Source organism: Janthinobacterium sp. BHSEK (assembly GCF_056174685.1).
Genome location: NZ_JBWBYV010000052.1, coordinates 1 through 25,048, shown reverse-complemented (window position 1 = coordinate 25,048; position 25,048 = coordinate 1). Strand labels below are relative to the sequence as shown.

At 64.9% G+C, this 25,048-nt stretch carries 26 protein-coding genes; 11 read left to right on the top strand and 15 right to left on the bottom strand.

Features of this window, described 5'->3' with window-relative positions; translation table 11 throughout:
* Nucleotides 1-48 precede the first annotated feature (48 nt).
* Nucleotides 49-1,170 (top strand): acyltransferase family protein, encoded by a 1,122-nt coding sequence (locus AC0V2Y_RS18515; protein ID WP_475414312.1) that lies wholly within the window; start codon nucleotides 49-51, stop codon nucleotides 1,168-1,170.
* 2 nt (nucleotides 1,171-1,172) lie between these two features.
* Here AC0V2Y_RS18515 and AC0V2Y_RS18510 read toward each other — a convergent pair whose 3' ends face one another.
* The 11 genes from AC0V2Y_RS18510 to AC0V2Y_RS18460 all read right to left on the bottom strand — a co-directional run bounded on the left by AC0V2Y_RS18510 (nucleotide 1,173) and on the right by AC0V2Y_RS18460 (nucleotide 13,266).
* Nucleotides 1,173-2,375 carry a DUF5009 domain-containing protein gene (locus AC0V2Y_RS18510; RefSeq protein WP_475414313.1) on the bottom strand — a complete coding sequence of 401 codons (1,203 nt, stop codon included), beginning with the start codon at nucleotides 2,373-2,375 and terminating at the stop codon, nucleotides 1,173-1,175.
* A gap of 80 nt (nucleotides 2,376-2,455) precedes the next feature.
* The gene (locus AC0V2Y_RS18505; RefSeq protein WP_475414314.1) at nucleotides 2,456-3,760 is read right to left on the bottom strand and encodes a tetratricopeptide repeat protein; all 1,305 of its coding nucleotides are present in this window, start codon (nucleotides 3,758-3,760) and stop codon (nucleotides 2,456-2,458) included.
* 158 nt (nucleotides 3,761-3,918) lie between these two features.
* The gene (locus tag AC0V2Y_RS18500; RefSeq protein WP_475414315.1) at nucleotides 3,919-5,064 is read right to left on the bottom strand and encodes an ABC transporter ATP-binding protein; all 1,146 of its coding nucleotides are present in this window, start codon (nucleotides 5,062-5,064) and stop codon (nucleotides 3,919-3,921) included.
* 14 nt (nucleotides 5,065-5,078) lie between these two features.
* Complete coding sequence (locus AC0V2Y_RS18495) at nucleotides 5,079-6,401, bottom strand: MFS transporter (protein WP_475414316.1); 1,323 nt, start codon at nucleotides 6,399-6,401, stop codon at nucleotides 5,079-5,081.
* 26 nt (nucleotides 6,402-6,427) lie between these two features.
* Complete coding sequence (locus tag AC0V2Y_RS18490; protein WP_475414317.1) at nucleotides 6,428-7,264, bottom strand: carbohydrate ABC transporter permease; 837 nt, start codon at nucleotides 7,262-7,264, stop codon at nucleotides 6,428-6,430.
* A gap of 13 nt (nucleotides 7,265-7,277) precedes the next feature.
* On the bottom strand, nucleotides 7,278-8,147 hold the full coding sequence (locus AC0V2Y_RS18485) for a carbohydrate ABC transporter permease (RefSeq protein WP_475414318.1): 870 nt from the start codon (nucleotides 8,145-8,147) through the stop codon (nucleotides 7,278-7,280).
* A 7-nt stretch (nucleotides 8,148-8,154) separates the two neighbouring features.
* Nucleotides 8,155-9,414, bottom strand: a complete 1,260-nt coding sequence (locus AC0V2Y_RS18480) for an ABC transporter substrate-binding protein (RefSeq protein ID WP_475414319.1) — start codon at nucleotides 9,412-9,414, stop codon at nucleotides 8,155-8,157.
* A gap of 130 nt (nucleotides 9,415-9,544) precedes the next feature.
* On the bottom strand, nucleotides 9,545-10,558 hold the full coding sequence (locus AC0V2Y_RS18475) for an SIS domain-containing protein (RefSeq protein ID WP_152285307.1): 1,014 nt from the start codon (nucleotides 10,556-10,558) through the stop codon (nucleotides 9,545-9,547).
* Nucleotides 10,548-11,660: an N-acetylglucosamine-6-phosphate deacetylase gene (gene nagA, locus AC0V2Y_RS18470; RefSeq protein ID WP_326459602.1), complete on the bottom strand. Its 1,113-nt coding sequence runs from the start codon at nucleotides 11,658-11,660 to the stop codon at nucleotides 10,548-10,550. Before nagA ends, AC0V2Y_RS18475 begins: the two co-directional genes overlap by 11 nt.
* Nucleotides 11,657-12,391: a GntR family transcriptional regulator gene (locus AC0V2Y_RS18465; protein ID WP_099410621.1), complete on the bottom strand. Its 735-nt coding sequence runs from the start codon at nucleotides 12,389-12,391 to the stop codon at nucleotides 11,657-11,659. Before AC0V2Y_RS18465 ends, nagA begins: the two co-directional genes overlap by 4 nt.
* Nucleotides 12,392-12,393: 2 nt before the next feature.
* Nucleotides 12,394-13,266: a glucosamine kinase nucleotide-binding domain-containing protein gene (locus tag AC0V2Y_RS18460; RefSeq protein ID WP_475414320.1), complete on the bottom strand. Its 873-nt coding sequence runs from the start codon at nucleotides 13,264-13,266 to the stop codon at nucleotides 12,394-12,396.
* Between the two features lie 347 nt (nucleotides 13,267-13,613).
* On the opposite strand from AC0V2Y_RS18460, the gene AC0V2Y_RS18455 reads away from it, so the two are divergent.
* On the top strand, nucleotides 13,614-13,901 hold the full coding sequence (locus tag AC0V2Y_RS18455; RefSeq protein ID WP_034759823.1) for a hypothetical protein: 288 nt from the start codon (nucleotides 13,614-13,616) through the stop codon (nucleotides 13,899-13,901).
* A gap of 51 nt (nucleotides 13,902-13,952) precedes the next feature.
* Here AC0V2Y_RS18455 and AC0V2Y_RS18450 read toward each other — a convergent pair whose 3' ends face one another.
* Nucleotides 13,953-14,231, bottom strand: coding sequence for a hypothetical protein (locus AC0V2Y_RS18450; RefSeq protein WP_475414321.1), 279 nt, complete (start codon nucleotides 14,229-14,231; stop codon nucleotides 13,953-13,955).
* Between the two features lie 413 nt (nucleotides 14,232-14,644).
* Between AC0V2Y_RS18450 and AC0V2Y_RS18445 the strand changes: the two genes are divergently transcribed.
* The 8 genes from AC0V2Y_RS18445 to bufB all read left to right on the top strand — a co-directional run bounded on the left by AC0V2Y_RS18445 (nucleotide 14,645) and on the right by bufB (nucleotide 22,211).
* Entirely contained in the window at nucleotides 14,645-15,169 is a 525-nt protein-coding gene (locus AC0V2Y_RS18445) for a hypothetical protein (RefSeq protein WP_475414322.1), read from the top strand.
* Between the two features lie 51 nt (nucleotides 15,170-15,220).
* Nucleotides 15,221-16,861: an ExeA family protein gene (locus tag AC0V2Y_RS18440; protein WP_475414323.1), complete on the top strand. Its 1,641-nt coding sequence runs from the start codon at nucleotides 15,221-15,223 to the stop codon at nucleotides 16,859-16,861.
* Between the two features lies 1 nt (nucleotide 16,862).
* Nucleotides 16,863-17,582 (top strand): general secretion pathway protein GspB, encoded by a 720-nt coding sequence (locus AC0V2Y_RS18435; RefSeq protein ID WP_475414324.1) that lies wholly within the window; start codon nucleotides 16,863-16,865, stop codon nucleotides 17,580-17,582.
* A gap of 100 nt (nucleotides 17,583-17,682) precedes the next feature.
* The gene (locus AC0V2Y_RS18430) at nucleotides 17,683-19,158 is read left to right on the top strand and encodes an alkaline phosphatase family protein (RefSeq protein ID WP_475414325.1); all 1,476 of its coding nucleotides are present in this window, start codon (nucleotides 17,683-17,685) and stop codon (nucleotides 19,156-19,158) included.
* Between the two features lie 82 nt (nucleotides 19,159-19,240).
* A complete protein-coding gene (gene mobB / locus AC0V2Y_RS18425) occupies nucleotides 19,241-19,777 on the top strand; it encodes a molybdopterin-guanine dinucleotide biosynthesis protein B (protein ID WP_475414326.1) in 537 nt (178 codons plus the stop codon).
* A gap of 57 nt (nucleotides 19,778-19,834) precedes the next feature.
* Nucleotides 19,835-20,035, top strand: coding sequence for a YjfB family protein (locus AC0V2Y_RS18420; protein ID WP_034781856.1), 201 nt, complete (start codon nucleotides 19,835-19,837; stop codon nucleotides 20,033-20,035).
* A gap of 233 nt (nucleotides 20,036-20,268) precedes the next feature.
* Complete coding sequence (locus tag AC0V2Y_RS18415) at nucleotides 20,269-20,571, top strand: BufA1 family periplasmic bufferin-type metallophore (protein WP_475414327.1); 303 nt, start codon at nucleotides 20,269-20,271, stop codon at nucleotides 20,569-20,571.
* Between the two features lie 17 nt (nucleotides 20,572-20,588).
* Nucleotides 20,589-22,211, top strand: coding sequence for an MNIO family bufferin maturase (bufB, locus tag AC0V2Y_RS18410; protein ID WP_475414328.1), 1,623 nt, complete (start codon nucleotides 20,589-20,591; stop codon nucleotides 22,209-22,211).
* A 4-nt stretch (nucleotides 22,212-22,215) separates the two neighbouring features.
* Here bufB and AC0V2Y_RS18405 read toward each other — a convergent pair whose 3' ends face one another.
* The 3 genes from AC0V2Y_RS18405 to fumC form a co-directional block, all read right to left on the bottom strand.
* Complete coding sequence (locus AC0V2Y_RS18405) at nucleotides 22,216-22,500, bottom strand: hypothetical protein (protein WP_326459592.1); 285 nt, start codon at nucleotides 22,498-22,500, stop codon at nucleotides 22,216-22,218.
* A gap of 125 nt (nucleotides 22,501-22,625) precedes the next feature.
* Complete coding sequence (locus tag AC0V2Y_RS18400; protein WP_034781865.1) at nucleotides 22,626-22,847, bottom strand: RNA-binding S4 domain-containing protein; 222 nt, start codon at nucleotides 22,845-22,847, stop codon at nucleotides 22,626-22,628.
* A 96-nt stretch (nucleotides 22,848-22,943) separates the two neighbouring features.
* Entirely contained in the window at nucleotides 22,944-24,338 is a 1,395-nt protein-coding gene (fumC, locus tag AC0V2Y_RS18395) for a class II fumarate hydratase (RefSeq protein WP_475414329.1), read from the bottom strand.
* 172 nt (nucleotides 24,339-24,510) lie between these two features.
* Between fumC and AC0V2Y_RS18390 the strand changes: the two genes are divergently transcribed.
* A partial coding sequence (locus AC0V2Y_RS18390) for a type IV pilus assembly protein FimV (protein ID WP_475418355.1) occupies nucleotides 24,511-25,048 on the top strand: 538 nt, incomplete at its 3' end.

Genomic DNA, 25,048 nt, shown 5'->3' with positions numbered 1-25,048 from the left:
TTCCGTCACAAGCGGGGAGCTGGTTTTTATCTTTTGGAATTGTTTGACATGACTATTGCACCTCAACGCTACCTCGCCCTCGACGTCCTGCGGGGCCTGACCGTCGCCCTGATGATCGTCGTTAATACCCCGGGCGACTGGGGCGCCGTGTACGCGCCGTTCCTGCATGCCGAATGGCATGGATTTACCCTCACGGACCTGGTCTTTCCCAGCTTTTTGTTTGTCGTCGGCAATGCCTTGGCCTTTGCGCTGGGGAAATATGAGCACCTGGGGCATGGCGCCGTGCTGGCCAGGCTGTGCAAGCGCAGCGCGCTGATCTTCTTGCTGGGATTCTTACTGTACTGGTTTCCCTTCTTCAAGATCGACGACGCGGGCCAGTTCGCCTGGTCGCCCCTGTCGCACACGCGCATTCCCGGCGTGCTGCAGCGCATCGCCGTGTGCTACCTGGCTGCCGCCCTGATCCTCCATTACTGGAAGACGCGTGGCGCACTGGTCTTCAGCGCCTGCGCCTTGCTCGGCTACTGGGCCATCCTGGCATGCTTTGGCGACTACAGCCTGCACGGCAATGCGCCGGCCAAGCTGGACCTGATCTTGCTGGGCGACAGCCATTTGTACCACGGCGAGGGCATCGCCTTCGACCCGGAAGGCGTGCTGGGCACCTTGCCGGCCATCGTCAACGTCATCGCCGGCTACCTGGCGGGCAGTTTCGTGCGCCAGGCGGCGCCGGCACGGCTGCGCTCCAGCTTGTATCAACTGGCCGTGGCCGGCGTCATCTGCGTGGCCGTGGCCTTGTGCTGGAATGAAGTGTTTCCGATCAATAAGAAGCTGTGGAGCAGCTCCTATGTGATGCTCGGTATCGGTCTGGACTTGCTGCTGCTGGCGCTGCTGATGTTCGTCATCGACGTGCGCAAGAGCACGGGCTGGACGTATTTTTTTGAAGTCTTCGGCAAGAACACCCTGTTCATCTACCTGGTGTCGGAAGTGCTGGTGATCATCGCGTTTACCGTGCGCATCGGCGGCGGCAACCTGTACCAGTGGCTGTACCAGCACTGGTTTACGGGCTGGGCGCCGGCGCGCGTGGGCTCGCTGCTGTTTGCCGTCAGCTTCATGCTGCTGTGCTGGCTGATCGCCTATGCGATGGACAAGCGCAAGATTTATATCAAAGTCTAGCGCTAGAACTTCAGCTTCAGCCCGCAACGGGTGGCCACGGCGGTCAACAGCAGCATCAGGGCGGTGACGGCGGCGGCATTCCACAGGCCGGCCGCGCCGCCCGTTTCCCAATACTGCCACCAGAAGCGCGGCAGGTGCAGCACGGCCGCCAGCTGCTGCCACAGGTCGGGCACGATGTAGGCGAACAGGGCATTGGTGCCGGCCGGCAAGAGCACCACGGCCCAGGCGCGCCAGCGCCACACGTCGATGACGATATAAAACACGAGGAACAGGGCCAGGATGAGGGCGCTGCACACGAGTGTGTAGGATTCCGTCGCCGCGATCTTGTTGATGTGGTGATACGGCCGCAGCAGCAGGCCGGCAGCGAACAGTCCCAGCGCGAACCATGCCATGAAGCGGATGCGCTGCCCATGGCTCAGGGCGGCGCCGCGCAGGAACAGCTGGCCCACCAGGGTGCCGGCCAGTACATTGGTGGCCGTCGAGCCGAGCACCTGCGGCACGTTGACGAAGGCATTGATGCCTGCAGGCAGGAAATCCAGGCTGCCCGCCGTGCCGCCCATGTACAGCACGAGCAGCAGGGCAAATATGCCCATCAGGGCCGTGCCGCTGCCCCGGCACGCCAGGTAAAGCAGGCTGCACAGCAGGTAGGACCAGCCTATCATGCCGAGGATGCCCCACCACGACGGCTGCAGCCAGGTGCTGGAAAACTCGCTGTTCAGTTCTCCACGGAACGTCGCCAGCAGGAACAGCATCAGCGCTCCACCCACGGCCAGCTCCAGCTTGCCCGCGCCCTGGCGCCACAGCAGCATCATGGCCACATAAAACAGCAGGAAGTAGACGGCGTGCGGCAGCGGCGCCGCCTGCGCATCGTAGCGGTAGGCATTGGCCAGCACCACGCCGGCCAGCATCAGGCTGGCGGAGCGCCACAACAGGCGCCCCAGCAGGGCGGGCGTGACGTGGCCGCAATGGCGCTGCAAGGCCAGCGGTATGGCCATGCCGACCATGAACAGGAAGCCAGGAAAGACCAGGTCGGGCAGGGTGATGCCGTCGGCGCGCGGACCCGCATGCTCGAGCCACCAGGCGATGCCGGGCATGCCGGCCAGATAGTTGACCCAGATCATGACGACGATCACGCAGCCGCGGAACGCGTCCAGGCTGGTCAATCGTTCGGCGGCGGTGGCAGTGGCGACAGTGGCTGGCGGCATGGAAGGAGGGCAAAGGTCGAAAAAAAAGCAGCCCCGGCGTGAGCCGGGAACTGCCTTGCGCATGCTGGCGGGAACAGGAATTACTGTGCCGCTGCCGCCGGTGCCGCCGCTGCCGTGGCAGGACGGTTCAGCCACAGGATCCAGTAGCGTGCCAGGTCGGCCACGCCATCGCCGCCCTTGACCGTTTCCAGGACCTTGATGGCGTCATCTTTCTTGCCGGCCATGGCGTAGGAATAACCGAGGCGCAGTTTGGCGTCTTCAGGACGCTTCAGGCCGCCCTTGGCGATACCTTTCTGGATCAGGTCGATACCTTTGTCGAACTGGTCCATCGTCACGAAGGCGTAGCCGAGGTTGATCAAGCCCGTGCCATCCTTGCTCTTCATGGCCGACGCTTCGCCGCTGGCGATGTTCTTCGCATCGTCGGCGGCAGCCTTGTTGGCCTGGTCGCGCAGTTTCTTGTGCTTGGCGGCATTTGCGCCCGTGCCCAGCACGCCTTTGGCAAAGCCGGCGTCCAGCACTTTTTTCGCTTCCGTCGGGAAGGCATTCTGCAAGGCAATTTCAGCCATGTCGCTGTAGTCTTGCGGCGGCATGGTGCCCACGGCCTTGAATTGCAGGCGCAGCACGTCCAGCGCGAAGCGGTCGGAATAGCCGGCCTTGCCTTGCGTGCGGCTCAGCAGATCGCTCCAGTAGTCATCCGACGGGTAGTAGCGCACCAGGTTTTCCATGGCGACCAGGTAGGTAGCCGGGTCCTTGCTTTTCGAACCCGTATTGGCCAGCAATTGCAGTTCTTCGATGGTCGGCGTCTTGCCTGCTTGCTGCTTGGCCGTCAGGTCGGCCATCAGTTCCTGTTTCGCGCGCGCGAAATCATTGCTGAAGTAGTAGGCGCGGATGATGTACGGGCGCATGGTGGCCACGTCGCCTGTTTCCGTCTGGTAGCGGGTGAACCACTTGATGGCGTTTGGATAATCCTTGGCGTTGTAGTGGTAGTTGGCCAGCGCCTGGATGAAGTCGCCCTGGGCTTTCTTGTCCAGCTTGCCCGATTCGATGACCGCTTCCAGCGCCGTCATGGCCATCGGTGCATTGTTGGTGGTCGAGGCCAGTGCCACGCGCAGGCGGTTCAGCACGAACGTTTCATACGGCGTCAGGGCGGGAATGGCGGCAGCCTGGTCGATGCGGCTTTGTACGTCGGCGTAGTTTTTCGCATCCATCGATGCCTTCACGGCAACCGGATCGAGCAGCTTGAACACTTCAGGACGCACTGAGTCGGCCGGCGCGGCAGCAGCGGCGGCCGGTTTGGCATCCTGCGCGTGCGACAGGGCTGGCAGGACGTTCAGGCCGATGGCGGCCAGGAGCAGGCTAAGACGGGCAAGGCGGAATTGGGACATGGGTTATCCTTCAATCAATAACAAAAATACGCTCCGGTACTGGTTGCCGCAACAGTGTGCGGCGGCATTTGCCGGGGGCAGGGAATCTTAAAAAACACGTATTCTGCCATCCTGACCGCACAAGTCAAAGGGCGGCAGCATGGTAAACAACGGCATTGTCACATAAACGGCTGGGCTGGAGCGCCAAACGTGCGCGCCAGGGCTTGCCCTTTGGCATTGAACAGCAGGCAGCGCTGCGGCGGCAGATGCAGGCGCATGGCGTCGCCCGACTGGCGCAAGCCATCCTCGGCCGGCAGCTTGACGGCCAGCATCTCGCTCACGCCCGGCATGCTGGCGTAGACGATGGCCACGTCGCCCAGGTATTCGACATGGCTGACGGCCGCGTCGACGACGTTGTTTTCCGCATGGCCGCCCGCCGTCTCCCTGTCCTGCAGACTGACGTGCTCGGCCCGCACGCCCAGGGTCAGCCGCTCGCCCGGCGCCACGCTCTCGCCGTGCGCTTCGACGTCGATCACGGCGCCGCCGGGCAGGCGCACGGCCACCGTGCCGGGACCGCAGGCGACGGCGTCGCAAGCGATGAAGTTCATCTTCGGCGCGCCGAGGAAGCCGGCGACGAACAGGTTGCCGGGATTGTTGTACAGCTCATGCGGACTGCCCACCTGTTCGATGCGCCCGCCATTGAAGACGACGATGCGCTCGCCCAGGGTCATCGCCTCGACCTGGTCGTGCGTGACGTAGATCATGGTGGTCTTGAGCTCCTGGTGCAGGCGCGAGATTTCCACGCGCATCTGCACGCGCAGCGAGGCATCGAGGTTCGACAGCGGTTCGTCGAACAGGAAGACCTGCGGTTTGCGCACGATGGCGCGGCCGATGGCCACGCGCTGGCGCTGGCCGCCCGACAGATCCTTCGGCTTGCGCTTCAACAGTGGCGTGATCTGCAGGATCTCGGCCGCGCGCTCGACGGCGGCGCGCACCTCGGCCTTTTTATGCCCGGCCAGGGAGAGGGCGAAGGCCATGTTCTCGTACACCGTCATGTGCGGATACAGGGCGTAGCTCTGGAAGACCATGGCCAGGCCCCGCTCGGCCGGCGCGATGTCGTTGGCCAGCTGGCCGCCGATATGCAGCTCGCCGTCGGTGATGTCTTCCAGCCCGGCGATCATGCGCAGCAGGGTCGATTTGCCGCAGCCGGACGGCCCCACGAAGACGACGAATTCGCCGTCGCGGATATCGAGGTCGATGCCGTGGATGACGGGGTGCTTGTCGTCGTACAGCTTGACGATATTCTTTAAAGCGATGTGTGCCATGGGTTGTGCGATTCCTAGCTGGCGCTGGCCGGCGCGGACGTGGCGCCGGCGTCAGACGGGTCGGAGGTATCCTTCGGGCCGATGCGCATGAAGCGCGACAGGATCAATACGGGCACGGCCGACACCAGCACCCACAGGAAAAAGGTCTTGTAGCCGAGCGCCGTCTGGATGTCGCCGCTGATCATCTTGAACAGCACGAAGCCCAGCTGCATCACGCCGGTGGCGAACGCATAGTGGGCCGTCTGGTACTTGCCGACAGAAACCACCTGCATCATGAACAGGATCAGGCCGACGAAGCCGAAGCCATAGCCGAACATCTCCACGCTGAGCGCGGCGGTGATCAGGGTCAGGTCGGTCGGCATGCTGTGGCTCAGGTAGTAGAACACCAGGTTCGGCAAGTTCATGGCCAGGATCAGGAAGAACATGGCGCGCTTCAGGCCCAGCCACGACGTGAAGTAGCCGCCGCCTATGCTGCCCAGCAAAAAGGCCACGGTGCCGGCCGTGCCGTACACGGCGCCCACTTCCGTCGTCGACAGGCCCAGGCCGCCCAGTTCGCGCGCTTCGCGCAGGAACAGCGGGCCGATGGTCTGCACTTGCGCCTCGCCCGCGCGGAACAGGATGATGAAGGCGATCATGCCCCAGATGCCGGGCTTTTTCAGGAAGTCCACCAGCACGTCCCACAGCGTGCGGCTGATGCCCGCCACGCTCTTGTCGGCCACGGCCGCGTTGCGCACCTGCGGCAGCGCCCACAGGTGGTAGGCGGCCAGCGACAGCATCATGGCGCCGATGATCAGGAAGATCACCGACCAGGCGGGCTGGATGCCGATCTTTTTCTCCAGATAGCCGGCCAGGATCACCAGGCCGCCCAGCGAGATGAATTTGCCCGCGTTGAAGAAGGCGCCTTGCCAGCCCGCGTAGGCGGCCTGCTGCTTGTCCGACAGGCTGGCGATGTACAGGCCGTCGCAGACGATGTCGTGCGTGGACGAGGCCAGCGCGGCGACGAACAGCACGGCGATGCAGGCGGCGAACCAGAGCGGCGTTTGCAGGGCCAGCGCGATCAGGCCCAGGCTCAGGCCACCCGCGAACTGGAACAGCACCACCATGCTCTTCTTGCTCGACGCCAGCTCGAGGAAGGGGCTCCACAGCGACTTGAAGACCCAGGCAAAGCCGATCAGGCCCGTCCAGCGGGCGATCTGGTCGTTCGGCACGCCCATGCTCTTGAACATCAGGCCGGCCACCAGGGCCACCGCGTAGAACGGCAAGCCCTGGGCGAAGTACAAGGTGGGCACCCAGGTGATCGGGCTGCGTTTGCTGATGCTGATGCGCTTGTCGTGCATGGAGGCTTCCTTATCGAGAGACGTTTTCATTTGACGGCGCCGTCCATGCCGCGCATGAAGAAGCGTTGGGTAAACAGGAAGGCGAGCAGGGTCGGCACGATGGTGATCAAGGTGCCGGCCGCGATCACGCGCGTGCTGCTGCCGAAGGTGCCGCGCAAATACAGCACCCCCACCGACAGCGGGAACTCATCGGGCTTGCTCATGACGATGGACGGCCAGATGTACTCGTTCCACGATTCGACGGCCGTCAGGATGCCGACGGTGGCCAGCCATGGCGTGATCAGCGGCAGCATGATACGGCTGAAGATGACCCACTCGGACGCGCCATCGACGCGCGCCGCGTCGATCAGGTCTTGCGGCACTTCCTCGAACGCCTGCTTGAGCAGCAAGATGGCCACGGCCGTCACCACGTTGGGCAGGATCACGCCCGTGTAGGTGTCGACCAGGCTCATTTGCGTGATGGTGATGAAGTTGACGAGGAAGTTCACTTCCGACGGCAGCACCAGGGTTGCCAGGATCAGGCCGAACACCAGTCTGCGGCCACGGAATTTCAGGCGCGCCAGCGGATACGCGGCCAGTGAACACAGCAGCAGCTTCCAGAACACGGTCAACACGGCGATCAGCACGGAGTTCTTGAAGAACGACCAGATCGGGATCGCGTTGAACACTTCGACGAAGTTCTCAAAAGACGGCGCCTTGGGCCAGAAGGTGGGCGGGAAGGCGAAGATATTGCCTTGCGTGGAAATGGCCGTCACCAGGGTCCACCAGAACGGGAAGACGCAGACGACGGCGATCGCGCACAGCACGGCATAGTGGCCCAGCATGTGCAGACGGGTTTTCAGGGGACGGGAACGTTTTTGCATGGTCTTGTCCCGGTCAGCGGTGCTTGGGTTTGAGGTAGCGCAGGCACAGCAGGGCGATGGCTATGCAAAACAGCGAGACGACGAAGCTGGCCGCCAGCGCGCGCGGCAGTTTCAAGTGCTTGAGGCCCTGGTCGTAGGCGTAGTACAGCGCCGTGAAGGTGGAATTCATCGGGCCGCCCTGGGTCAGCACGTCGACTTCCTGGTAAGCCTTCAGCGCCGCCAGCACGGACAGGATGGAGCACAGCATGATGGTCGGACGCAGCATCGGCACGGTGATCTTCCAGAAGCGCTGCCAGCGGCTGGCGCCATCGAGCATGGCCGCTTCCTGCATGTCCGACGGGATCGATTGCAGGGCCGCCAGGTACATCACCATGTACCAGCCCAGGCCCCGCCACAAGGTGACGAACATCACGGCGAACAGGGCCAGGCTGTCGTTCGTCAGCCAGCCCACGGGCGCGTTCACCAGTTTTAACGTCATCATCACGTAATTGAGCGCGCCCTGTTCGTGGAACATGAAGCCCCACATGATGCCGACGACGGACACGGTGGTCACCACGGGCACGTAGAAGGCGGCGCGGAACAGACGGATGCCGGGCAGGCGGTTGTTCACCAGCACGGCGAGAGTGATGGCGCCCACCTGCACGAAGGGCACCATCAGCAAAAACATCAGCGAATTCTTCAGGCCCGAGACGAACATCTCATTGTTGAAGATGTAGCGGAAGTTGTCGAGGCCGACGAAGCGCGTCTCGCGTATCAGGCTGTAGTCGGTGAAGGCCAGCACGGAGCCGTAGCCGACGGGCCAGAAGGAAAAGGCGGCCAGCAGCAGCAGGGCCGGGGCGAGGAACAGCCAGGCTTGCAGGGTGTGGCGGTGGGCGAGTTTCATGGTGTCCTTAGTGGCGCGGCAGGGTGGCCAGCTTGCGGTTCCAGATGGCGACGGCCTGGTCCAGCGCCTGCTTCACGTCCTGCTTGCCCGTCACGCCCGCCTCGACGGCTTTTACCAGCGAGCGGCGCAGTTCGTCGTAGTCGTCGATGCCGGCCACGTACAGGGTGCGCGAGTGGCCCATCGACAGGGCGCCGGCGGCCACCGCTTTTTCGGCCGCGCCCGCGTTTTGCGGCGTGGACAGGAAAAACGGATCGGCCGCCGCCTTGACGGTGGTGGGGAAGACGCTGGCCTGGCGCGCGAACGCCAGCTGGTTTTCGTCGTTCGTCAGGAAGCGCGCGAACTTGCCCACCGAGGGCAGCTGGCGCGCTGGCACGCCTTTCGGGATGGCGAAGTGCACCAGCCAGCCGCCATCGGCGATGCCGGTGGGGCCCAGCGGCGCGGGTGCCACGTCGGTGATGGCGTAGATGTCTTTCGCGTCGCCGCGGATGCGCTGCATGGCCGTGGGGGGCGCCAGCAGCATGCCCAGGCGGCCGCCCTTGTAGGCGTCGATGACGGCCGGGAAGTTATCTTCGGCGAACAGGCTTTCCTTCAGCAGGCCGCCCACTTTATAGGTGTCGGCCAGTTTCTGCACCAGCGCCACGTGCTGCGGCGAATTGAAGACGGCGCGCTTGTCCGTGATGACGGCCAGGCCCTGCTGCATGAACAGGCCGTCGATCTTCGACAGCGCCGGGGCGATGCCGGCCTTGCCCGTGCGTTGCGCGATCTGGCGCGCGAACGCCAGCTGTTCATCAAGGCTGGCAGGGCCGCGCATGAGTCCCGCCTGTTTGAATATATCGGTATTGAAGGCGATCACCGCGACATTGCTGTACATGGGAAAACCGTAGGTGCGGCCCTTGAAGCGCAGGTCGTCCAGGGCGCTGGGAATGTAGCTGGCGCGCGCAGGCGCGATCAGGTCATCGACTTGTGTGAGCAAGCCGTCGCGCGCAAATTCGTCGGCCCAGGGCACGTTCAGGCTGACCAGCGCGGGCGGCGTGCCGGCCACGATGCGCGTGACCAGCTTGGTCTGGATCACGTCCCACGGGAAGTCGATCCATTCGATCCTGACGCCGGGATTCTGCGCCTCATAGCGCGCCACCACCGCATTGAAATACGGCGTGAACTTGGGCTTCATGCTGAAGGTCCAGAATTCGATTTTCTCGGCAGCCCATGCCTGTGGCGCGAGCAGGCCCGCGCAGGCAACAACCGCCAACAGTCTCTTGATCGTCATTTTTATCCTGGAGCGCGAGGCTCCAATGTCCATGAGTCCGCGGCGCGGGTACATGCCCTTGCCGTCGCTTATATGCGTGCTGCTGACGGCAGCCGCGCCCCGTGCCGGGGGCGCAGCTGCCGAAGAGTGCCTAGTTTGTTTTTGTTACTTTGCTCAGGTGGCGCGGCGCATCCGGATCCATGCCGCGCGCGGCCGACAGTTTTGCCGCCATCACGTAGAAGGACTGGATGGCGACGATCGGATCGAGGTCCGGCGTGGCCGCCACGGGCAGGGTCAGGTCGCGCTCGGCCACGTCGGCGGGCGCCGCCAGCAAGACCTTGGCGCCGCGCCCGCGCATCTCCGTGGCCAATTGCAGCAGGCCGGCCTGGGTCGGGCCACGGGTGGCGAAAATCAGCAGCGGGTAGCCGTCTTCGATCAGGGCCATGGGGCCGTGCTTGATTTCGGCGCCGCTGAAGGCTTCCGCCTGCAGGGCCGAGGTTTCCTTGAATTTCAGGGCCGACTCCAGCGCCACGGGGAAGCTGATGCCGCGTCCGACGACCATGATGTTGCGGGCCGGGGCCAGCACGTCGATCGCCGGCGACCAGTCGACGCGGGTCGCTTCGAGCAGCGCTTCAGGCAGCGCTTCCAGGCCGGCCTGCAGCTCGGGATCGTTCTGCCACTGGGCCACCATGCGCGCGCCTGCGACCAGGCTGGTGATGAAGCTCTTGGTGGCGGCGACGCTTTGTTCCTTGCCGGCGCGCAGGGGCATGGCCCATTCGGCGGCGTGCGCCAGCGGCGAATCGATGTCGTTGACGAGGGCCACGGTGGTGGCGCCGCCGTCGCGGAAGTAGCGGATCGGTTCGACCACGTCCGGGCTCTGGCCCGATTGCGAGATCGAGATGGCCAAGGTGTCGCGCGTCACCAGCGGCGATTTGTTCAGGGTCACCAGCGACATCGGCAGCGAGGCGACGACGCGGCCCAGGCGCGCCATGATCAGGTAGGCGACGTAGTTGCAGGCGTGGTCGGAGCTGCCGCGCGCGATGGTCAGCGCGGTCGAGAACGAGGTGCTCCTCAATTTGCGGCCCAGTTCCGCGTAGCGTTCCGTGTCGCTGGCCAGTTGCAGGGCGACGCATTCGGCGGCGGAAACGGCTTCTTTAAGCATCATTGAGGTCACAGATTTCTCCTTCTATATAGACAGCTTTGAGTTTGAGGTCGCGATCGAGTACCACCAGATCGGCGTAGGTGCCGGGGGCCAGCCGGCCGCGTTCTTCCAGGCCCAGGTAATCGGCGGCGTTGGTCGACACGCGCTTGGACGCGTCGGCCAGGTCCAGTCCCAGTCCCACCAGGTTGCGCAGCGCCTGGTCCAGGGTCAGGGTGCTGCCCGCCAGCGTGCCGTCGGGCAGGCGCACGCCGCCCATGCATTTCTGCACGGCATGGCGGCCCAGCATGTATTCGCCGTCCGGCATGCCGGTGGCGGCCGTCGAATCGGTGACGCAGTACAGGCGCGGGATGGCACGCAGGGCCACCTTGATGGCGCCCGGATGCACGTGCAGCAGGTCGGGAATCAGTTCGGCGTATTCGGCGTGCGCCAGGGCGGCGCCGACCATGCCCGGCTCGCGGTGGTGCAGGCCGCTCATGGCGTTGAACAGGTGCGTGAAACCCATGGCGCCGTGTTCCAGCGCGGCCACGCCGTCTTCATAGGAACCCAGCGTGTGGCCGATCTGCACGCGCACGCCGGCGTCGGCCAGGGCGCGCACCAGGTCCAGGTGGCCGGCGATTTCCGGCGCCACGGTGATGACGCGCAGCTTGGCCAGGGTTTGCAGGCGCTCGATTTCCGCCAGCGTGGCGGCGCGCGCGTAGTTCGGCTGCGCCCCGAGCTTGCCGGAATTGATGTACGGGCCTTCCAGGTGGGCACCCAGCACGCGCGCCGTGTTCGGGCGGCGGTGCTTGGCGGCGATGCCGATGGCCGTCAAGGCCATATCGATATCTTCCGGCGGCGCCGTCATGGTGGTGGCCAGCAGGCTGGTGGTGCCGTGGCGCGCGTGGATGGCCGCGATGGTGTAGACGGCTTCGCCGCCTTCCATGATGTCCTTGCCGGCGCCGCCGTGCACGTGCAGGTCGATGAAGCCGGGCAGGATGTAGTCGTCGCTGTTGCCCGACGGGTGGAGGGAATCGCCCGTGATGCTGTCGACTCTTTCGCCGAAGGCGATGGCGCCGTGGATCCAGCCGCCGGGGGTAAGGATATTGCCTTTGATAGTGCTGCTCATCTGCGCGACTCCGCTACGAATTCATAATAATCACTGCGGCAATACGAGTGGGTCAGTTCCACCGCTGCGCCGTTGTCGAGATAACTGACACGGGTGATGTGCAGCATGGCTTCACCCGTCTTGATATTGGCCAGCTTGGCCTGTTCCGCCGTGGCGTTGACGGCGCGGATGTGCTGCAGCGCGCGCATCGGGATGGTGCCGCGCGACTCCAGGTAGCCGTACAGCGAATCGGTCACCTGCTGCGGGTCCGGCATGTACAGGGCGGGGATGGTGGTCGTCTCGATCGCCATCACCACTTCGTCGGCCGTGCGCAGGCGGCGCAAACGCGCCACCGGCATGTGCGGCGACAGTCCCAGCGACAGCAGTTCCAGCGGCGCGGCCGAGCCGATGTCGCGCTGCAGCCAGCGCGAACCGGCCGTGAAGCCCCGCTGGCGCAATTCTTCCGAAAAGCTCGTCAGGCGCGACAGCGGCTGTTCCAGCTTGGGCGTGATGTAGGTGCCCGAGCCGCGCTTGCGCGTCAGCATGCCCCGGTCGCACAGCATGTCGATGGCCTTGCGCGCCGTCACGCGCGAGATTTCCAGGATCTCCGACAGCACGCGCTCGGAGGGCAAGGCCTGGTTGGCGCGCCAGTCGCCGCTGGCGATGCCGTCCGACAGCATGTTCGCCAGCTGCATGTAGAGCGGCGTGTCGCTGGCGGGATTCGGTTTGAAGGCGGACAGTTTGGCCAGCATGGTCATTGCTCCCGCAAGTGCTTGCGTATCAGGCGCAGGCCGCCTGCGGCCGAGTCGCCCTGTGCCGGCACGACCAGTTTCAGCAGTTCCGCCGGCAGGTAGGCGGACAAGGGCGCCGCCAGACCGCCGCACAGGGCCACGGGCAAGGTACCGGCCGGGTCGAGCGCCCTGGCGATGAGGGCGATCTGCTGGCCCGCGTCGGTCAGGATGGCGCGCGCCACGGCATTGCTGGCCGCGTGTTCGAGCACCAGGCGCGCCAGTTGCGCGAAATTGGTCTGGCTGGCGGCCGCCAGCCACACCTGCATGGCGTCGCGCTGGCCGCCGCAGGCGTCGATGACGGCCGTGGCGAAGGCGCTGCCGGGCACGCGGCCATCGACCACTTGCTGCGCATGGTTGATGGCGCGCATGCCGATCCAGGCGCCGCCCGCCTCGTCGCCGGAGGGGAAGCCCCAGCCGCCCACTTCGTGGCGGCTGCCGTCCGCGTGCAGCACTTCGCCCACGCTGCCCGTGCCGATGGCAACGATGGCGCCCGGCTGGCCCGCGTGCGCGCCCAGCAAGGTGGTCAGGGCGTCCGATTCGAGCGCCACCATGGCATAGCCGGGACTGTGTTCGACGAAGCTGGCGGCCCACTGCTTGTTGTGCACGCCGGCCAGGCCCAGGCCGATGGCCATGCGCTGCAAGGAGGGCTGTTCCAGGCCGGCCGTGCGGAAGGCCAGGGTGACGGCGTGCGCCACGGAGGTCCAGGCCCGTTCGATGCCCAGTCCCAGGCCGGATGGGCCGCTTTGTCCCTGCGCCAGTTCCTGGCCGTCGAGGCGCGCCAGGCGTACGCGGGTACCGCTGCCCCCGCCGTCGACGCCGATTATGTATTCGATCATGTTATGCAGTCCCGCTTATGGTTGGATGCGCCTGTCTCGGTTTTTTATTTGTCGGGCGGCGAAAAAGCTGAAGGCACTATATTGTTGCCCCGATGGCTAGTCAAGAGGTATTTAAGTGGTATTGTAAAATATTCTTGCGCTTGATGTGTCCCGCCCGGAAATTTTTCCGCAAGCTGTTGTTAATAAAGGAGTTTTTGTCGATTGGAAATGGTATTGAAATTGGCCTTGTTTAATGCCAATTTTTTCGAACTGGTCTGTTGTTGGCCGCGCGGTATTGCTTGTATGCATGCTTGGCAAGGGACGCCATGAAGAGTAAAGTCCGCCTTTTACACCTGAGTTGGAAGAGCATGATGAACGACAAGGCAGCAAAGAGCGAGTACTGGGACGACTGGCAGCAAGAGGCGCTGGCCGCCGGTGTGTCGGCGCCGCTGGCCGCGCTGGGCATGGAAATGATGCGCACGCACCGCAAGAACCGCTGGCCGAAGGATTTCCTGGGCCGCGAAAGCGATGGCCCGGTCATGATCGAAATGTGCCTGGAAGACGAGGCGGAAACGGAATTGTTCTTTATCGAGAACCTGTATCCCTACGATGCGGCGCTGATCGAAAAGACGCGCCGCCGTCTGTGCCTGCATTGATAGTGCGCTGACGCGTGACTGGAGTGGCCGCCTTGCGCGGCCGTTTTCACGTCAGGTACTGAATTTTTCGCTGCTGGTAGTGGCGCTGGCGCGCATGCGCAGGCTCAGCAGCACGATGGCGACCAGCAGCAGCGAATGCGTGCTCGGTTCATCCGGGGCGCGCACGCGCGGACTGGCGTCGGGCGACTGAAAACTGGCCAGGCGCGCGGCCAGTGGGGCGGGCGCCGCCTGGTAGGCGGCCACCTGGATCGGCGGCGTGCGCGCCGCATGCGTGTTGCCAGCGGCCCAGAGCGACAGGGCCGCGCACAGCAAGATCATCTTTCTCATCATGTTCTGTATTTCTGCCGAGGGCTGTAAGTCGATCACGCATGGCCCCGCCGTATGCCGGTCCATGTCCTGTCCCCAGTGTGTATGCTTTCCGGCGTTGCTCATGCAGCACAGAAATAATATCTTTTTATAAATTGCGTGTATTAAAACACAATAAAATGAAAATGCAAACGTCTTTTTGCAAATAAGCGCATGCGCTGACCGTGCTTGCCGGGCGGAGTCTATTGCATGGGGGAAATGACGTGGCATTTTCATGGGGGAGTGTCATAATGGCCCTGGCATTTCCGCCCAGGCATGGAGTAGATGATGAGCAAGGCACAGGACAGCAAGAAGGAAGCCAAGAAAGAACCGGCCAAGACCATGAAAGAAAAGAAGGAAGCCAAGAAGGTCAAGAAAGAAGAGCGCAAGCGCTGATCATGCGCGTGCGCCGTACCTTGACGCGCCCGTGGCGTGCGCCGGCCCTGCTGGCGGCGTTCGCCCTGCTGGCCTGCGGCGTGCCCGTGTCCGGCGTGCTGGCGCAGGCCAAGCCGGCGCCGAGCACGTTCGGGCAAGTGGTGGGCAATGCCGTGCTGTGCATCGACCAGATCGACAACAAGGCCTTTTATGCCTATCTGCTGACGGCCTTCGGCCCCGCCTACAAGCATGAAGGGGGCGCCTACTGGTTCCGCACGGAAGCGACCCTGTGGGGCGCGCCGATTACCGACGTCATCGTCAGCGACGACACCAGTCCCCTCGTCTTCATGGGCGTGGTGGCGGATTCGACGCCGGAAAAGCTGGAGCCGGCCATCCGCGGCGCTTCGGGCCTGCGTTTCAATAAACTCGACAATTCCGCCTTTCCTGTCCGTGGTTCCGTGCCTGGCAGTAAAATCGTCTACTTCCGCAGCAAGGCGAAAGTGTATTGCGCCAAATACAAGCCGTTGCCGCCCGCCCGCACCCGCTGAGGGTCTCGGCTTGCCGTCGCGCATTTTGATCGTTTCATCCGCAGGGTCTCCATGTACACGCATTATTTCCAGCTCAAGCAATCGCCGTTTTCGATCGCCCCCGATCCGCGCTACCTGTTCATGAGCGAACGCCACCGCGAAGCGCTGGCGCACTTGCTGTATGGCGTGGGCAGCGGCGGCGGCTTCGTGCTGCTGACGGGAGAAATCGGTGCCGGCAAGACCACCGTGTGCCGCTGCTTCATGGAGCAGATTCCGGAGAATTGCCAGCTCGCCTATATCTTCAATCCGAAATTGTCCGTCGAGGAATTGCTGCTGTCGATCTGCGAGGAATTCCGCATCGCCCTGGCGCCCGGCGTGGCCAGCGTGAAAGGCTATGTCGACGCCATCAATGCGCACCTGCTGGCCAGCCATGCGCAGGGCAAGAACAATGTGCTGATCATCGATGAAGCGCAAAACCTATCCTCCGCCGTGCTCGAACAATTGCGTTTGCTGACCAACCTGGAGACGAGCGAGCGCAAGCTGCTGCAGATCATCCTCATCGGCCAGCCGGAATTGCGCGCCATGCTGGCGCGGCCCGAGCTGGAGCAGCTGGCGCAGCGCGTGATCGCCCGTTATCACCTGGGGTCGCTGACGGCCGGGGAAACGGCCAGCTACATCCGCCACCGCCTGGCCGTGGCGGGCAGTACGGCGCAGACGCCGTTCGCGCCGCGCCTGATGGCGCCCATTCATGCCTTGAGTAAAGGCGTGCCGCGCCGCATCAACCTGCTGTGTGACCGCGCGCTGCTGGGCGCCTACGTGGAAAACCAGCCGCAAGTGACGCGCCAGATACTGCGCCGTGCCGCCGAGGAAGTGTTTGCGGAAGAGGGGACGCCGGTTGCCGGACGGGGCTTGCGCTGGCCGCACGTGGCCGGCGGCGTGCTGGCCGGTGCGCTGGTTACGGCCGCGCTGGCCTGGCATTTCATGCCGCACGCGCCTGCCACAGTGGCCGTGGCGAAAGCACCCGCCGTGGTGGCGCCACCGGCGCCCGTTGCCGCACCTGTTCCTGCGCCCGCGCCCGTCAGCGTGCCGGACCGCAACGCCGTGCTGCGCCAGCTGGCCAGTCTGTGGGGCGAGCAGTTGCCGGCCGGCGATGCTTGCCAGGCGGGCGCCCGCACCGGCCTGCGCTGCCTGCACAGCCGGGGCGGCATCGCCGAGCTGCGCGTGCTGGACCGTCCCGCCATGCTGGTCTTGCGCGATGCGGGTGGCACGGAACAGCTGGCGCTGCTGACGCGTCTGCAGGGGGATACGGCCACCTTGATGCTCGACGGCCAACAGCAAAACTTGCCGCTGGCCCAGCTGGCCCAGCTGGCGCAGCGCAGCGATGGCGGTTTCACGACCTTTTGGCGCGCCCCGCGCAGCTGGCGCGACGAGGTGCCGCTGGGCGCGCGCGGCGCCGACGTGGATTGGCTGGCGCAGCGGCTGGCGCAACAGCGGGGCTTGCCGGCGCCGGCCGCCAATCTGCCGCTCGATGCCGAGATGCAAAGCCAGCTGCGCGCTTTCCAGCAAAGCCAGAACCTGCGCGCCGATGGCCTGGCGGGTCCGAAAACATATATACGCCTGATGCAGCTGGGTGACAATGCGGAGCCGCGCCTGAGCAGCGCGGCGCCTGCCGTGGCGGCGCCCGCTGCGACGGCGATGGTGGCGGGGAAATAAGATGTCCTACATACTTGAAGCACTGAAAAAATCGCAAGCCGAGCGCCAGCTGGGCGAGTTGCCGTCGATCCACGCACCGCAAGTGCAGCTGCACGATGGCGCGGCGTCCGGCGCGGCGCGGCGCGCGCCCGTCTGGCTGGCGCTGGGCGGCGTGACGCTGGCCTTGGCCGCCGCGTTGCTGCTGTGGCAGCCTTGGCAGGCGGGGGCGGCGGCGTCCGTGCCTGTACCTGCGGCCGCTCCTGCCGTGCTGGCCCAGGCTGTGCCCGCGCCGATGCCGGCAGTCGTTCCGCCGGCAGTCCCGCCACCAGTGCCCGCGCCTGCGCCGGCCCCCGTTACGCAAGTCGCGCCCGTGCCGCCGGCGGCCACGGCCGCACCCGTGCACCATGCCAGGCCCGTGGCGGAACCGCAGCAGGAACCGAAGCAGCCCGTCCAGGCCGCGCCGCCGCCCGTTGCGGCCCCGGTGCCCACCGTGCCGGCGCCTGCGACCGAAGAAAGCGTGCCGGGCATGCGCGACTTGCCCGAGCCGATACAGCGGCAAATCCCGCCGATCGCCATCGGCGGCTATATCTATTCGAAGAATCCGGCCGATCGTTTATTGTTGATCGACAAGGTCTTGCGCCACGAAGGCGAGGAGCTGGCGCCCGGCCTGGTGCTGGAAAAGTTGCAGCCGAAGGCGGCCATCTTCAGTTTCAAGGGCTACCGCTACCGCGTGCCGTACTGAGTTGTTGTGCATCAAGGCCGGGCCGCCATAGCTGAACCATACTGGCCTGGCCTGGTCGAACCAGGGTCGCTGCGCCCGTGTGCGCGGCCGGGGAGGTCCCATGATTGCTGCCGCAGCTGCTGGTGAGGGTGTGTTTGATGCGCATGGCTTGGGAAACCTGGCGCGCATCGACCATATCGTCGTGCTGATGATGGAAAACCGCTCGTTCGACCACATGCTCGGCTACCTGAGCCTGGAAGGCGGGCGCACCGACATCGACGGCTTGCAGGCCAGCCATGCCAATGTGCATGCGGGCGTGAGCTATCCCGTGCACCATTTGCGGCGCACGGCCTTCGGCCCGCAGCAAGACCCGTCGCACACGGGCCTGTCGGTGGCGCAGCAATTGCAAAACAATAACGGCGGTTTTGTCGACAACTATGCGCAAACGCACCCGGGCGACCCCGACATCGATCTGGTGATGGGTTACTACAATGCGGCCGACTTGCCCATGTACGATTTCCTGGCGCAGCAGTTCTGCGTCTGCGACCGCTGCTACAGCGCCGTGCCTGGCGCCACCTGGCCCAACCGCCTGTATGCGGTCAGCGGCAAGGCGGCCGGCAGCAAGGATAGCAAGCGCGTGCCCCTGTATGCGAACAAATCCTTCGTGCGCCACCTGGGCCGCGCCCAGGTCGGCTGGAAATTTTATTCCGCCTGGAAACCCTGGAGCCTGGCGCTGACGGACGACCATTACCGCTCGTCCGAGCTGTACGAGCCGTTCGGCTCCAGCGCGCGCCGCTATGGCTTCATCGGCGACGCGCTGGCGGGTACCTTGCCCCCGGTCAGCTGGATCGATCCGCATTTTTTTGAAAACGACGACCATCCGCCGGCCGATATCCGCGCCGGCCAGGCGCTGGTGGCGCAGGTCTATCAGGCCCTGTCGCGCGGTCCCGCCTGGGCGCGCACCTTGCTGATCCTCAGCTATGACGAACACGGGGGCTTTTTCGACCATGTACCGCCTGGAGCCGCCATCGATGACGACCCCGCGTTTCGCCAGTACGGCGTGCGCGTGCCCATGCTGCTGGTGTCGCCGCTGATCGCGCCGGGCAGCGTCAGCCACGAGGTGGTCGACCACACGTCGATCATCAAGACCATCCTGCAGCGCTTTTGCCGCGCCGCCGATGGCAGCTTGCCCCAGATGGGCGCGCGCGTGGCGGCCGCCAGCGGCCTGGGCGCCGTGCTGACCCTGGCGCACGCCCGCGCGGCGCCGGCCGTGCCCGCTAGTGTGGCGGCGCAGCGGGCGGCCTGGGAAGCCGATGTGCGGGCGCAGGACTTCGCCCCGCTGGCGCCCGCTTGCCAGCCTGATGGCGAGGTGGCTGCCGCTGCCGCCGTCCCCTTCCAGTCCGATGCCGAGGCGGGGGCGATCGCCGCCCACCGGCAATTGGCCCGCACGGCCAGGAATGCGCAGGCACAAAATGGTAGGGCTGCGGGCAAAACTGCGGGCAAGAAGACGCCGAAGTCGGCGGGCCGGCGCCCGCGGCAGGGTAGTCCGCCGGCCCCCTTTGACGGGGGGAATGGCGGAAAATCCGGCGGCGCTTGACCTGTGCGATGGCTTGGGCAATGCAAGGCGCTGGCGCCCGTGGGGCTGCGTATAATCATTCCTTCTCAATCAAGGAGTGACCATGCACGATGCGATGCCCACCCACCCGGTACTGGGGGTGATCGGCCGTTCCGGTAGCGGCAAGACGACCCTGCTGGAATTTGTGGTGAAGGAACTGGCGGCGCGCGGCTTGCGCGTCAACCTGGTCAAGCACAGCCACCATGACCTGGCGCTGGAGCCGCCGCAAAAGGACAGCGCCCGCCTGCGCCTGGCCGGGGCGGCGGAAGTGCTGGTGGCGTCGCCGTACCGCTTTGCCATCGTGCATGAGCTGCGCGGCGCGCCCGAACCGGGCCTGGCGCAGCAATTGGCCCGCATGGGGCCGGCAGACCTGACCCTGGTCGAGGGCTTCAAGACGGACCCTATCCCCAAGCTGGAAGTGTTCCGCGCGGAAGTGGGGCAAGCACCCTTATATCCGCATGACCCGCACGTGATCGCCGTCGCCTCCGACAGCCCGGCGCCGGCCGGCCTGCGCGAGGGCGTGCAATGGCTGGACTTGAATGCGCGCGAGCAGGTGCTGGGCTGGTTGCTGCTGCAGTTGGAAAATAAGCTGGAAAAATAAGTTAAAGGTTTGCCTGCGGCATCCGTTAACAAGGGTAGAACCTCATTGGAGAAACGTATGGACGTCGGAAGCATTGCTCAACTGTCAACCACGATGGCGGAGACAGGCACGCGGCAAGCCGTCGGCTTGACTGTCCTGAAAAAAGCCCAGGATATCCAAAGCTCGACCGCCACCGCCTTGCTGGCAGCGCTGCCGCCGGTACAGTCGGCGCCGAGTCTGCCGGCTCACCTCGGCAACCGCATCAACACGACAGCCTGAGCGCGGTCCCGCGGCGCCAGCCTGGCGCTCGCCATAGATACGCCCACACCACCGTCGCCGACGGTGGCGCGTGGGCGTTGTTGTCTGTCTTTTCCGCTTCCTTTTCGCCTTCCTTCCGTCTCTGTTCGCCATGAATCGGCCGATTCAGTAAAATGGCGTGCATCACCTCGCGTTGCCCATCGTGCAGCCCGGGGCGTGCCCACTTTACTTTGACCCATGCAAGAGGAATTCCCATGAACAAACGTCAAGCTCTCATCGCCGCCGCCCTCGCTGGCCTCTGCGCCGGTACCGCCGTCAATGCGGCCGCCCACGATGGTCCCGCCCCCGGGGACAAGGAAAAATGCTACGGCGTGGCCAAGGCGGGGCAGAACGATTGCGCCTCGTCCGATGGCGCGCATTCCTGCGCGGGCCAGGCGGAGGCAGACAATCTGCCCACGGAATGGGCCTATGTAGCCAAGGGCACGTGCGAACAGGCGGGCGGTTCCGTCAAGCCCATCAAGGCCGGCAAGGCGGCCAAGCCGGCCACGCAGCCCTAAGCGTCCGCCGCCTGCCCATGCCGCCGCCCATCCAGGCGCTTGCCGGCGTCGGCCTGCGCGCCGCGCACTACCGCGATTTCCTGGCGCGCCGGCCCCAGGTCGGCTGGCTGGAAGTGCACACTGAAAATTATCTGCAGCCTTCGGGCTGGGATAACCATGTGCTGCGCACCTTGCGCCAGGATTACCCGATCAGCCTGCATGGCGTGGGCCTGGGCCTGGGTTCCGCGCGGGGCTTTTCCGAGGACCATTTGCGGCGCGTGCGCGCCGTGGTCGAGCGCATCGAGCCGGTCCTCGTGTCGGAGCACTTGTGCTGGGGCGCCGTGGCGGAGCAGCAACTCAATGATTTGTTGCCGCTGGCCTTGAATGGCGCGGCCCTCGATTTGCTGTGCGCAAGGGTGGGGAGGGTGCAGGATGTGTTGAAAAGGCCGATCTTGCTGGAGAATGTCTCCACTTACCTGCGTTTTGCCGACGATGCCATGAGCGAGGCGCAATTCCTGGCCGAACTGGCGCGCCGCAGCGGCTGCGGGCTGTTGCTCGATATCAATAATCTGTATGTGAACCAGTGCAACCACGGCGAAGACGCCATGCTTGCGATGCAGGCCATCGCGCCGGGCAGCGTGGGCGAACTGCACCTGGGCGGCCACCTGCTGACGCCGCACGCCGTGGTCGACCATCATGGCGCCGCCGTGGCCGACCCCGTCTGGGCGTTATATGCGGCCGCCTTGCGGCGCTTTGGCGCCATTCCCACCCTGGTCGAATGGGATACGGAGTTGCCGCCGCTCGATATCCTGCTGGGCGAGGCGGACAAGGCGCAAGCCATGCTGGCGCGCCATGCGCCGCAAACGCCATGGCTTGGGATGCCGCCGCTGCCGTCACCGCCACCCGCGTCGCTTGACGCGCTGGCGGCCGGCCAGCAAGCGTTCGCCACCGCCTTGCTCGATACGGCGGCAGTTCTGCCAGCGTTCGCGGGAGACGCGGCGCCGCAGCGTTTTTCGCTGTACCGTGGCAGCTTGGGCGCCACCTGGCGCCGCACCCTGAGCCAGGTCTACCCCGTCGTGCTGGCGCTGGTGGGCGAGGCGTTCTTTGGCGGCCTGGCGCGCGCATACGGCCGGCAATCTCCGTCGGATAGCGCCGATTTGAACCAGTTTGGCGCCCGTTTCGCCGATTTTCTCGCCAAGTTCCCGCCAGCCGGCGAATTGCCCTATTTGCCCGATGTGGCGCGCCTGGAATGGGCCTTGCACCTGGCCCATTACGCGGCCGATGCGCAGGCACTGGCGCCCGAGGCGCTGGCCGCCTTGCATGCCGATCAACTGGAAACGCGGTGTTTCACCTTGCATCCCGCTTGTGCCTTGCTGGCATCGAACTGGCAAGCGGCGGCCCTGTGGCAGGCGCATCAAGAGGGTGAAGGGCAGGGGGTATTTCCGCAGGATATGCAGACGGCTAGTTACGCGCTGGTGTGCCGGCCGCGCTGGAAAGCGCAGGTGCTGGTGCTGGATGCGGCCGCGCATGCGGCCTTGCTGGCCTTGCGGCAGGGCCGCACGTTCGGCGCCGCGCTCGATGCGGCGTTCGAGCTGGACCCGGCATTCGACCTGGCCGCGCACTTGCGCCAGTGGCTGGCGCATGCGGTGTTGGCGGCGTAATTATTTATTCGAAGGCGCGCAGCACGCGCGCTTCGCCCGTCTGATCGCGGTACAGCGCGTTCGCGGCCAGCGTGGCGTCCATCATGCGCGTGACTTGCTCCTCTTCAAAGCGGGCCAGTTCGGCCGTGGCCGCGACGAGGGCCAGCTGCAGCCTGGCGCGCGCGCTCTGGTACAGGCTGCTGGTGTATTTGTCTGTGTTACGCAGTAATTCTTCCGCGTTTTCTATTACCTGGCGCAAGTCGCCGATCAGGCGTTCCTGGCTGCGCGTACCTTGTTCGGGATGGTCCATGGCGCTTCCCTTCTGCAATCGATATTTATCTGACAATAACGACGTGTTGCAGCTTGATCCAGGCAGCCGGGCTGGCAGGCATGCTGGCTGGACGCATGGGGCTGCTTTCGCGCCCCATGCCGGCATCAAGCGGGGCCGACGACCGTGATACGGATATCGCCCACGCTGACGACCTGGCCGGCGCGGATCTTGGCGGTCTTGCGCAATTCCTTCTTGCCATCGACCTTCACCACGCCGCTATCGACCATGACCTTGCCTGCGCCACCGCTGTCGCATAAGCCGACCAGCTTCAGCAGCTGGTTCAGCTCGACGAACTCGGATGTTAAATCAAAGCTTACTTTTTGCATTGTATCCCTTATTGCAACGATGTGTTTTCAACACTGAATGACGGTGTCAACTAAGGTCATAGTTTACATGAAGCGAGGGGGAATGCAGGCTGAGCCTTAACTTTTGTTGGGCTGCGTCATCTCCAGGGGAACGATCCATGCACTGAATTGCTCTTCCGTCACAAAGCCCAGGGCCAGCGCCGCTTGCTTCAGGGTCGTGCCTTCGTGCTGGGCTTGCTTGGCGATTTGCGCCGCCTTGTCGTAGCCGATGTGCGGCGCCAGCGCCGTGACCAGCATCAAGGAGCGTTCCATCAGTTCGGCGATGCGACCACGGTTCGGCGCGATGCCGTGCGCGCAATGCTCATCGAAGCTGCGCATGCCGTCGCCGAGCAGGCGCGCGCTTTGCAGGAAGTTGTGTGCAATCAAGGGCTTGAAGACGTTCAGCTCGAAATTGCCCGAGGCGCCGCCTACCGTGATGGCCACGTCGTTGCCGAACACCTGGCAGCACAGCATGGTCAGCGCTTCGCACTGGGTGGGATTGACCTTGCCCGGCATGATGGAGCTGCCCGGCTCGTTTTCGGGGATGGTGATTTCGCCGAGGCCGGAACGGGGGCCGGACGCCATCCAGCGCACGTCGTTGGCGATTTTCATCAGGGCCGTGGCCAGGGTTTTCAAGGCGCCATGGGCGGCCACCAAGGCATCGTGGGCGGCCAGGGCGGCAAACTTGTTGCTGGCCGTTTCGAATGGCTGGCCCGTCAGGCGCGCCAGTTCCGCCGCAATGCGGCCGGCAAATTCCACGTGGGCATTCAAGCCCGTGCCGACAGCCGTGCCGCCGGCGGCCAGCTGCAGCAGCGGCGGCAACGAGGCGGTGATGATGTGTTCGGCGAAGTCCAGCTGCGCCACGTAGCCGGAAAATTCCTGGCCCAGGGTCAGCGGCGTCGCGTCCTGCAAATGGGTGCGGCCGATCTTGACGATGTCGGCAAATTCCGTGGCTTTCGCATCCAGGGTGGCGCGCAGCTGGCGCAGCGGCGGCAAGACCGTGTTGGCGACGGCCAGCGCCGCCGCCACGTGGATGGCGGTGGGAAAGATGTCGTTCGAGGACTGGCCCAGGTTGACGTCGTCGTTCGGGTGCAGCAGGCGCCCGGCGCCCCGCAAGCCGCCGATCAGCTCGGAACCGCGGTTGGCCAGCACTTCATTCATGTTCATATTGCTTTGCGTGCCCGAGCCCGTCTGCCAGACGGCCAGCGGGAATTCCGCGTCATGCTTGCCGGCCAGTACTTCATCGGCCGCCTGCGTGATGGCGACGGCTTTCTTGCCGTCCAGCAAGCCCAGATCCAGGTTGACGTGGGCGGCCGCGCGCTTGACGGTGGCCAGGGCGGCGATCAGTTCGGGCGGCATCTTTTCCGTGGAGATATGGAAGTGCTCGAGCGAGCGCTGCGTTTGCGCTCCCCACAGCCGGTCGGCGGGTACGTCGATCGGGCCAAAACTGTCGCGTTCGATTCTGCTACTCATGGCATCCCTTTCATCGATGGAGGTGGATCGAGTGTACTCCAGACGTCAAAAAGACACAGGATGATGCTGTATTGCATCATTTTTGCCCTGACCCATCTATATTTTTGCGATTTCCTGCCGTTAAAGACAGGCGAGTCCCCATTATTTATCCTGTTATCAAAGCGATCAGTTCATGCAGAGCAGCATCCTTCCCCGTTGGTCCCTGATCGCGTGCGCCGCCGCCAGCCTGGCCTTGCCGCCCGTTATGGCGGCCGAACTGGGCGAGCTGGCGGTGCAGTCGCACGTGGGCCAGCCTCTGCTGGCCGAAATCGAGCTGACGACCCTGGCGCCCGATGAGGCCAACGGCGTGGCCGTGCGCCTCGCCTCGCCCGATGTGTACCGGGGCGGCGGCATCGGCATGGACCCGGCGCTGCAAACCTTGACGATCAGCCCGTTTGAGCGCGGTGGACGCCACTATGTGCGCGTGGCCACGCGGCAAGCGATCCAGGCGGGCCATGTGCACCTGTATTTATTGCTGGGCAATGGCAATGGCGCCATCGTGCGCCTGGGCACCTTGTGGCTGACGCCGGCGCCGCCCGCCGCCGTGCCCGTCAGTGCGCCAGCCAGGTCAGCTATTCCGGTGCCCGCGCCTGTGCTCGCGCCTGCGCCGTTGCCGCGCGCCGTGCCTGGCATGCTGGCGCCCGACGCCGCCGCGCTGGCGGCCCGCGCGC

Excerpts from the sequence above, each read along its gene's own strand:
- AC0V2Y_RS18515 (WP_475414312.1), top strand. The coding sequence starts at position 49 with ATGACTATTGCACCTCAACGCTACCTCGCCCTCGACGTCCTGCGGGGC.
- AC0V2Y_RS18510 (WP_475414313.1), bottom strand. The coding sequence starts at position 2,375 with ATGCCGCCAGCCACTGTCGCCACTGCCACCGCCGCCGAACGATTGACC.
- AC0V2Y_RS18505 (WP_475414314.1), bottom strand. The coding sequence starts at position 3,760 with ATGTCCCAATTCCGCCTTGCCCGTCTTAGCCTGCTCCTGGCCGCCATC.
- AC0V2Y_RS18500 (WP_475414315.1), bottom strand. The coding sequence starts at position 5,064 with ATGGCACACATCGCTTTAAAGAATATCGTCAAGCTGTACGACGACAAG.
- AC0V2Y_RS18495 (WP_475414316.1), bottom strand. The coding sequence starts at position 6,401 with ATGCACGACAAGCGCATCAGCATCAGCAAACGCAGCCCGATCACCTGG.
- AC0V2Y_RS18490 (WP_475414317.1), bottom strand. The coding sequence starts at position 7,264 with ATGCAAAAACGTTCCCGTCCCCTGAAAACCCGTCTGCACATGCTGGGC.
- AC0V2Y_RS18485 (WP_475414318.1), bottom strand. The coding sequence starts at position 8,147 with ATGAAACTCGCCCACCGCCACACCCTGCAAGCCTGGCTGTTCCTCGCC.
- AC0V2Y_RS18480 (WP_475414319.1), bottom strand. The coding sequence starts at position 9,414 with ATGACGATCAAGAGACTGTTGGCGGTTGTTGCCTGCGCGGGCCTGCTC.
- AC0V2Y_RS18475 (WP_152285307.1), bottom strand. The coding sequence starts at position 10,558 with ATGATGCTTAAAGAAGCCGTTTCCGCCGCCGAATGCGTCGCCCTGCAA.
- nagA (WP_326459602.1), bottom strand. The coding sequence starts at position 11,660 with ATGAGCAGCACTATCAAAGGCAATATCCTTACCCCCGGCGGCTGGATC.
- AC0V2Y_RS18465 (WP_099410621.1), bottom strand. The coding sequence starts at position 12,391 with ATGCTGGCCAAACTGTCCGCCTTCAAACCGAATCCCGCCAGCGACACG.
- AC0V2Y_RS18460 (WP_475414320.1), bottom strand. The coding sequence starts at position 13,266 with ATGATCGAATACATAATCGGCGTCGACGGCGGGGGCAGCGGTACCCGC.
- AC0V2Y_RS18455 (WP_034759823.1), top strand. The coding sequence starts at position 13,614 with ATGATGAACGACAAGGCAGCAAAGAGCGAGTACTGGGACGACTGGCAG.
- AC0V2Y_RS18450 (WP_475414321.1), bottom strand. The coding sequence starts at position 14,231 with ATGATGAGAAAGATGATCTTGCTGTGCGCGGCCCTGTCGCTCTGGGCC.
- AC0V2Y_RS18445 (WP_475414322.1), top strand. The coding sequence starts at position 14,645 with ATGCGCGTGCGCCGTACCTTGACGCGCCCGTGGCGTGCGCCGGCCCTG.
- AC0V2Y_RS18440 (WP_475414323.1), top strand. The coding sequence starts at position 15,221 with ATGTACACGCATTATTTCCAGCTCAAGCAATCGCCGTTTTCGATCGCC.
- AC0V2Y_RS18435 (WP_475414324.1), top strand. The coding sequence starts at position 16,863 with ATGTCCTACATACTTGAAGCACTGAAAAAATCGCAAGCCGAGCGCCAG.
- AC0V2Y_RS18430 (WP_475414325.1), top strand. The coding sequence starts at position 17,683 with ATGATTGCTGCCGCAGCTGCTGGTGAGGGTGTGTTTGATGCGCATGGC.
- mobB (WP_475414326.1), top strand. The coding sequence starts at position 19,241 with ATGCACGATGCGATGCCCACCCACCCGGTACTGGGGGTGATCGGCCGT.
- AC0V2Y_RS18420 (WP_034781856.1), top strand. The coding sequence starts at position 19,835 with ATGGACGTCGGAAGCATTGCTCAACTGTCAACCACGATGGCGGAGACA.
- AC0V2Y_RS18415 (WP_475414327.1), top strand. The coding sequence starts at position 20,269 with ATGAACAAACGTCAAGCTCTCATCGCCGCCGCCCTCGCTGGCCTCTGC.
- bufB (WP_475414328.1), top strand. The coding sequence starts at position 20,589 with ATGCCGCCGCCCATCCAGGCGCTTGCCGGCGTCGGCCTGCGCGCCGCG.
- AC0V2Y_RS18405 (WP_326459592.1), bottom strand. The coding sequence starts at position 22,500 with ATGGACCATCCCGAACAAGGTACGCGCAGCCAGGAACGCCTGATCGGC.
- AC0V2Y_RS18400 (WP_034781865.1), bottom strand. The coding sequence starts at position 22,847 with ATGCAAAAAGTAAGCTTTGATTTAACATCCGAGTTCGTCGAGCTGAAC.
- fumC (WP_475414329.1), bottom strand. The coding sequence starts at position 24,338 with ATGAGTAGCAGAATCGAACGCGACAGTTTTGGCCCGATCGACGTACCC.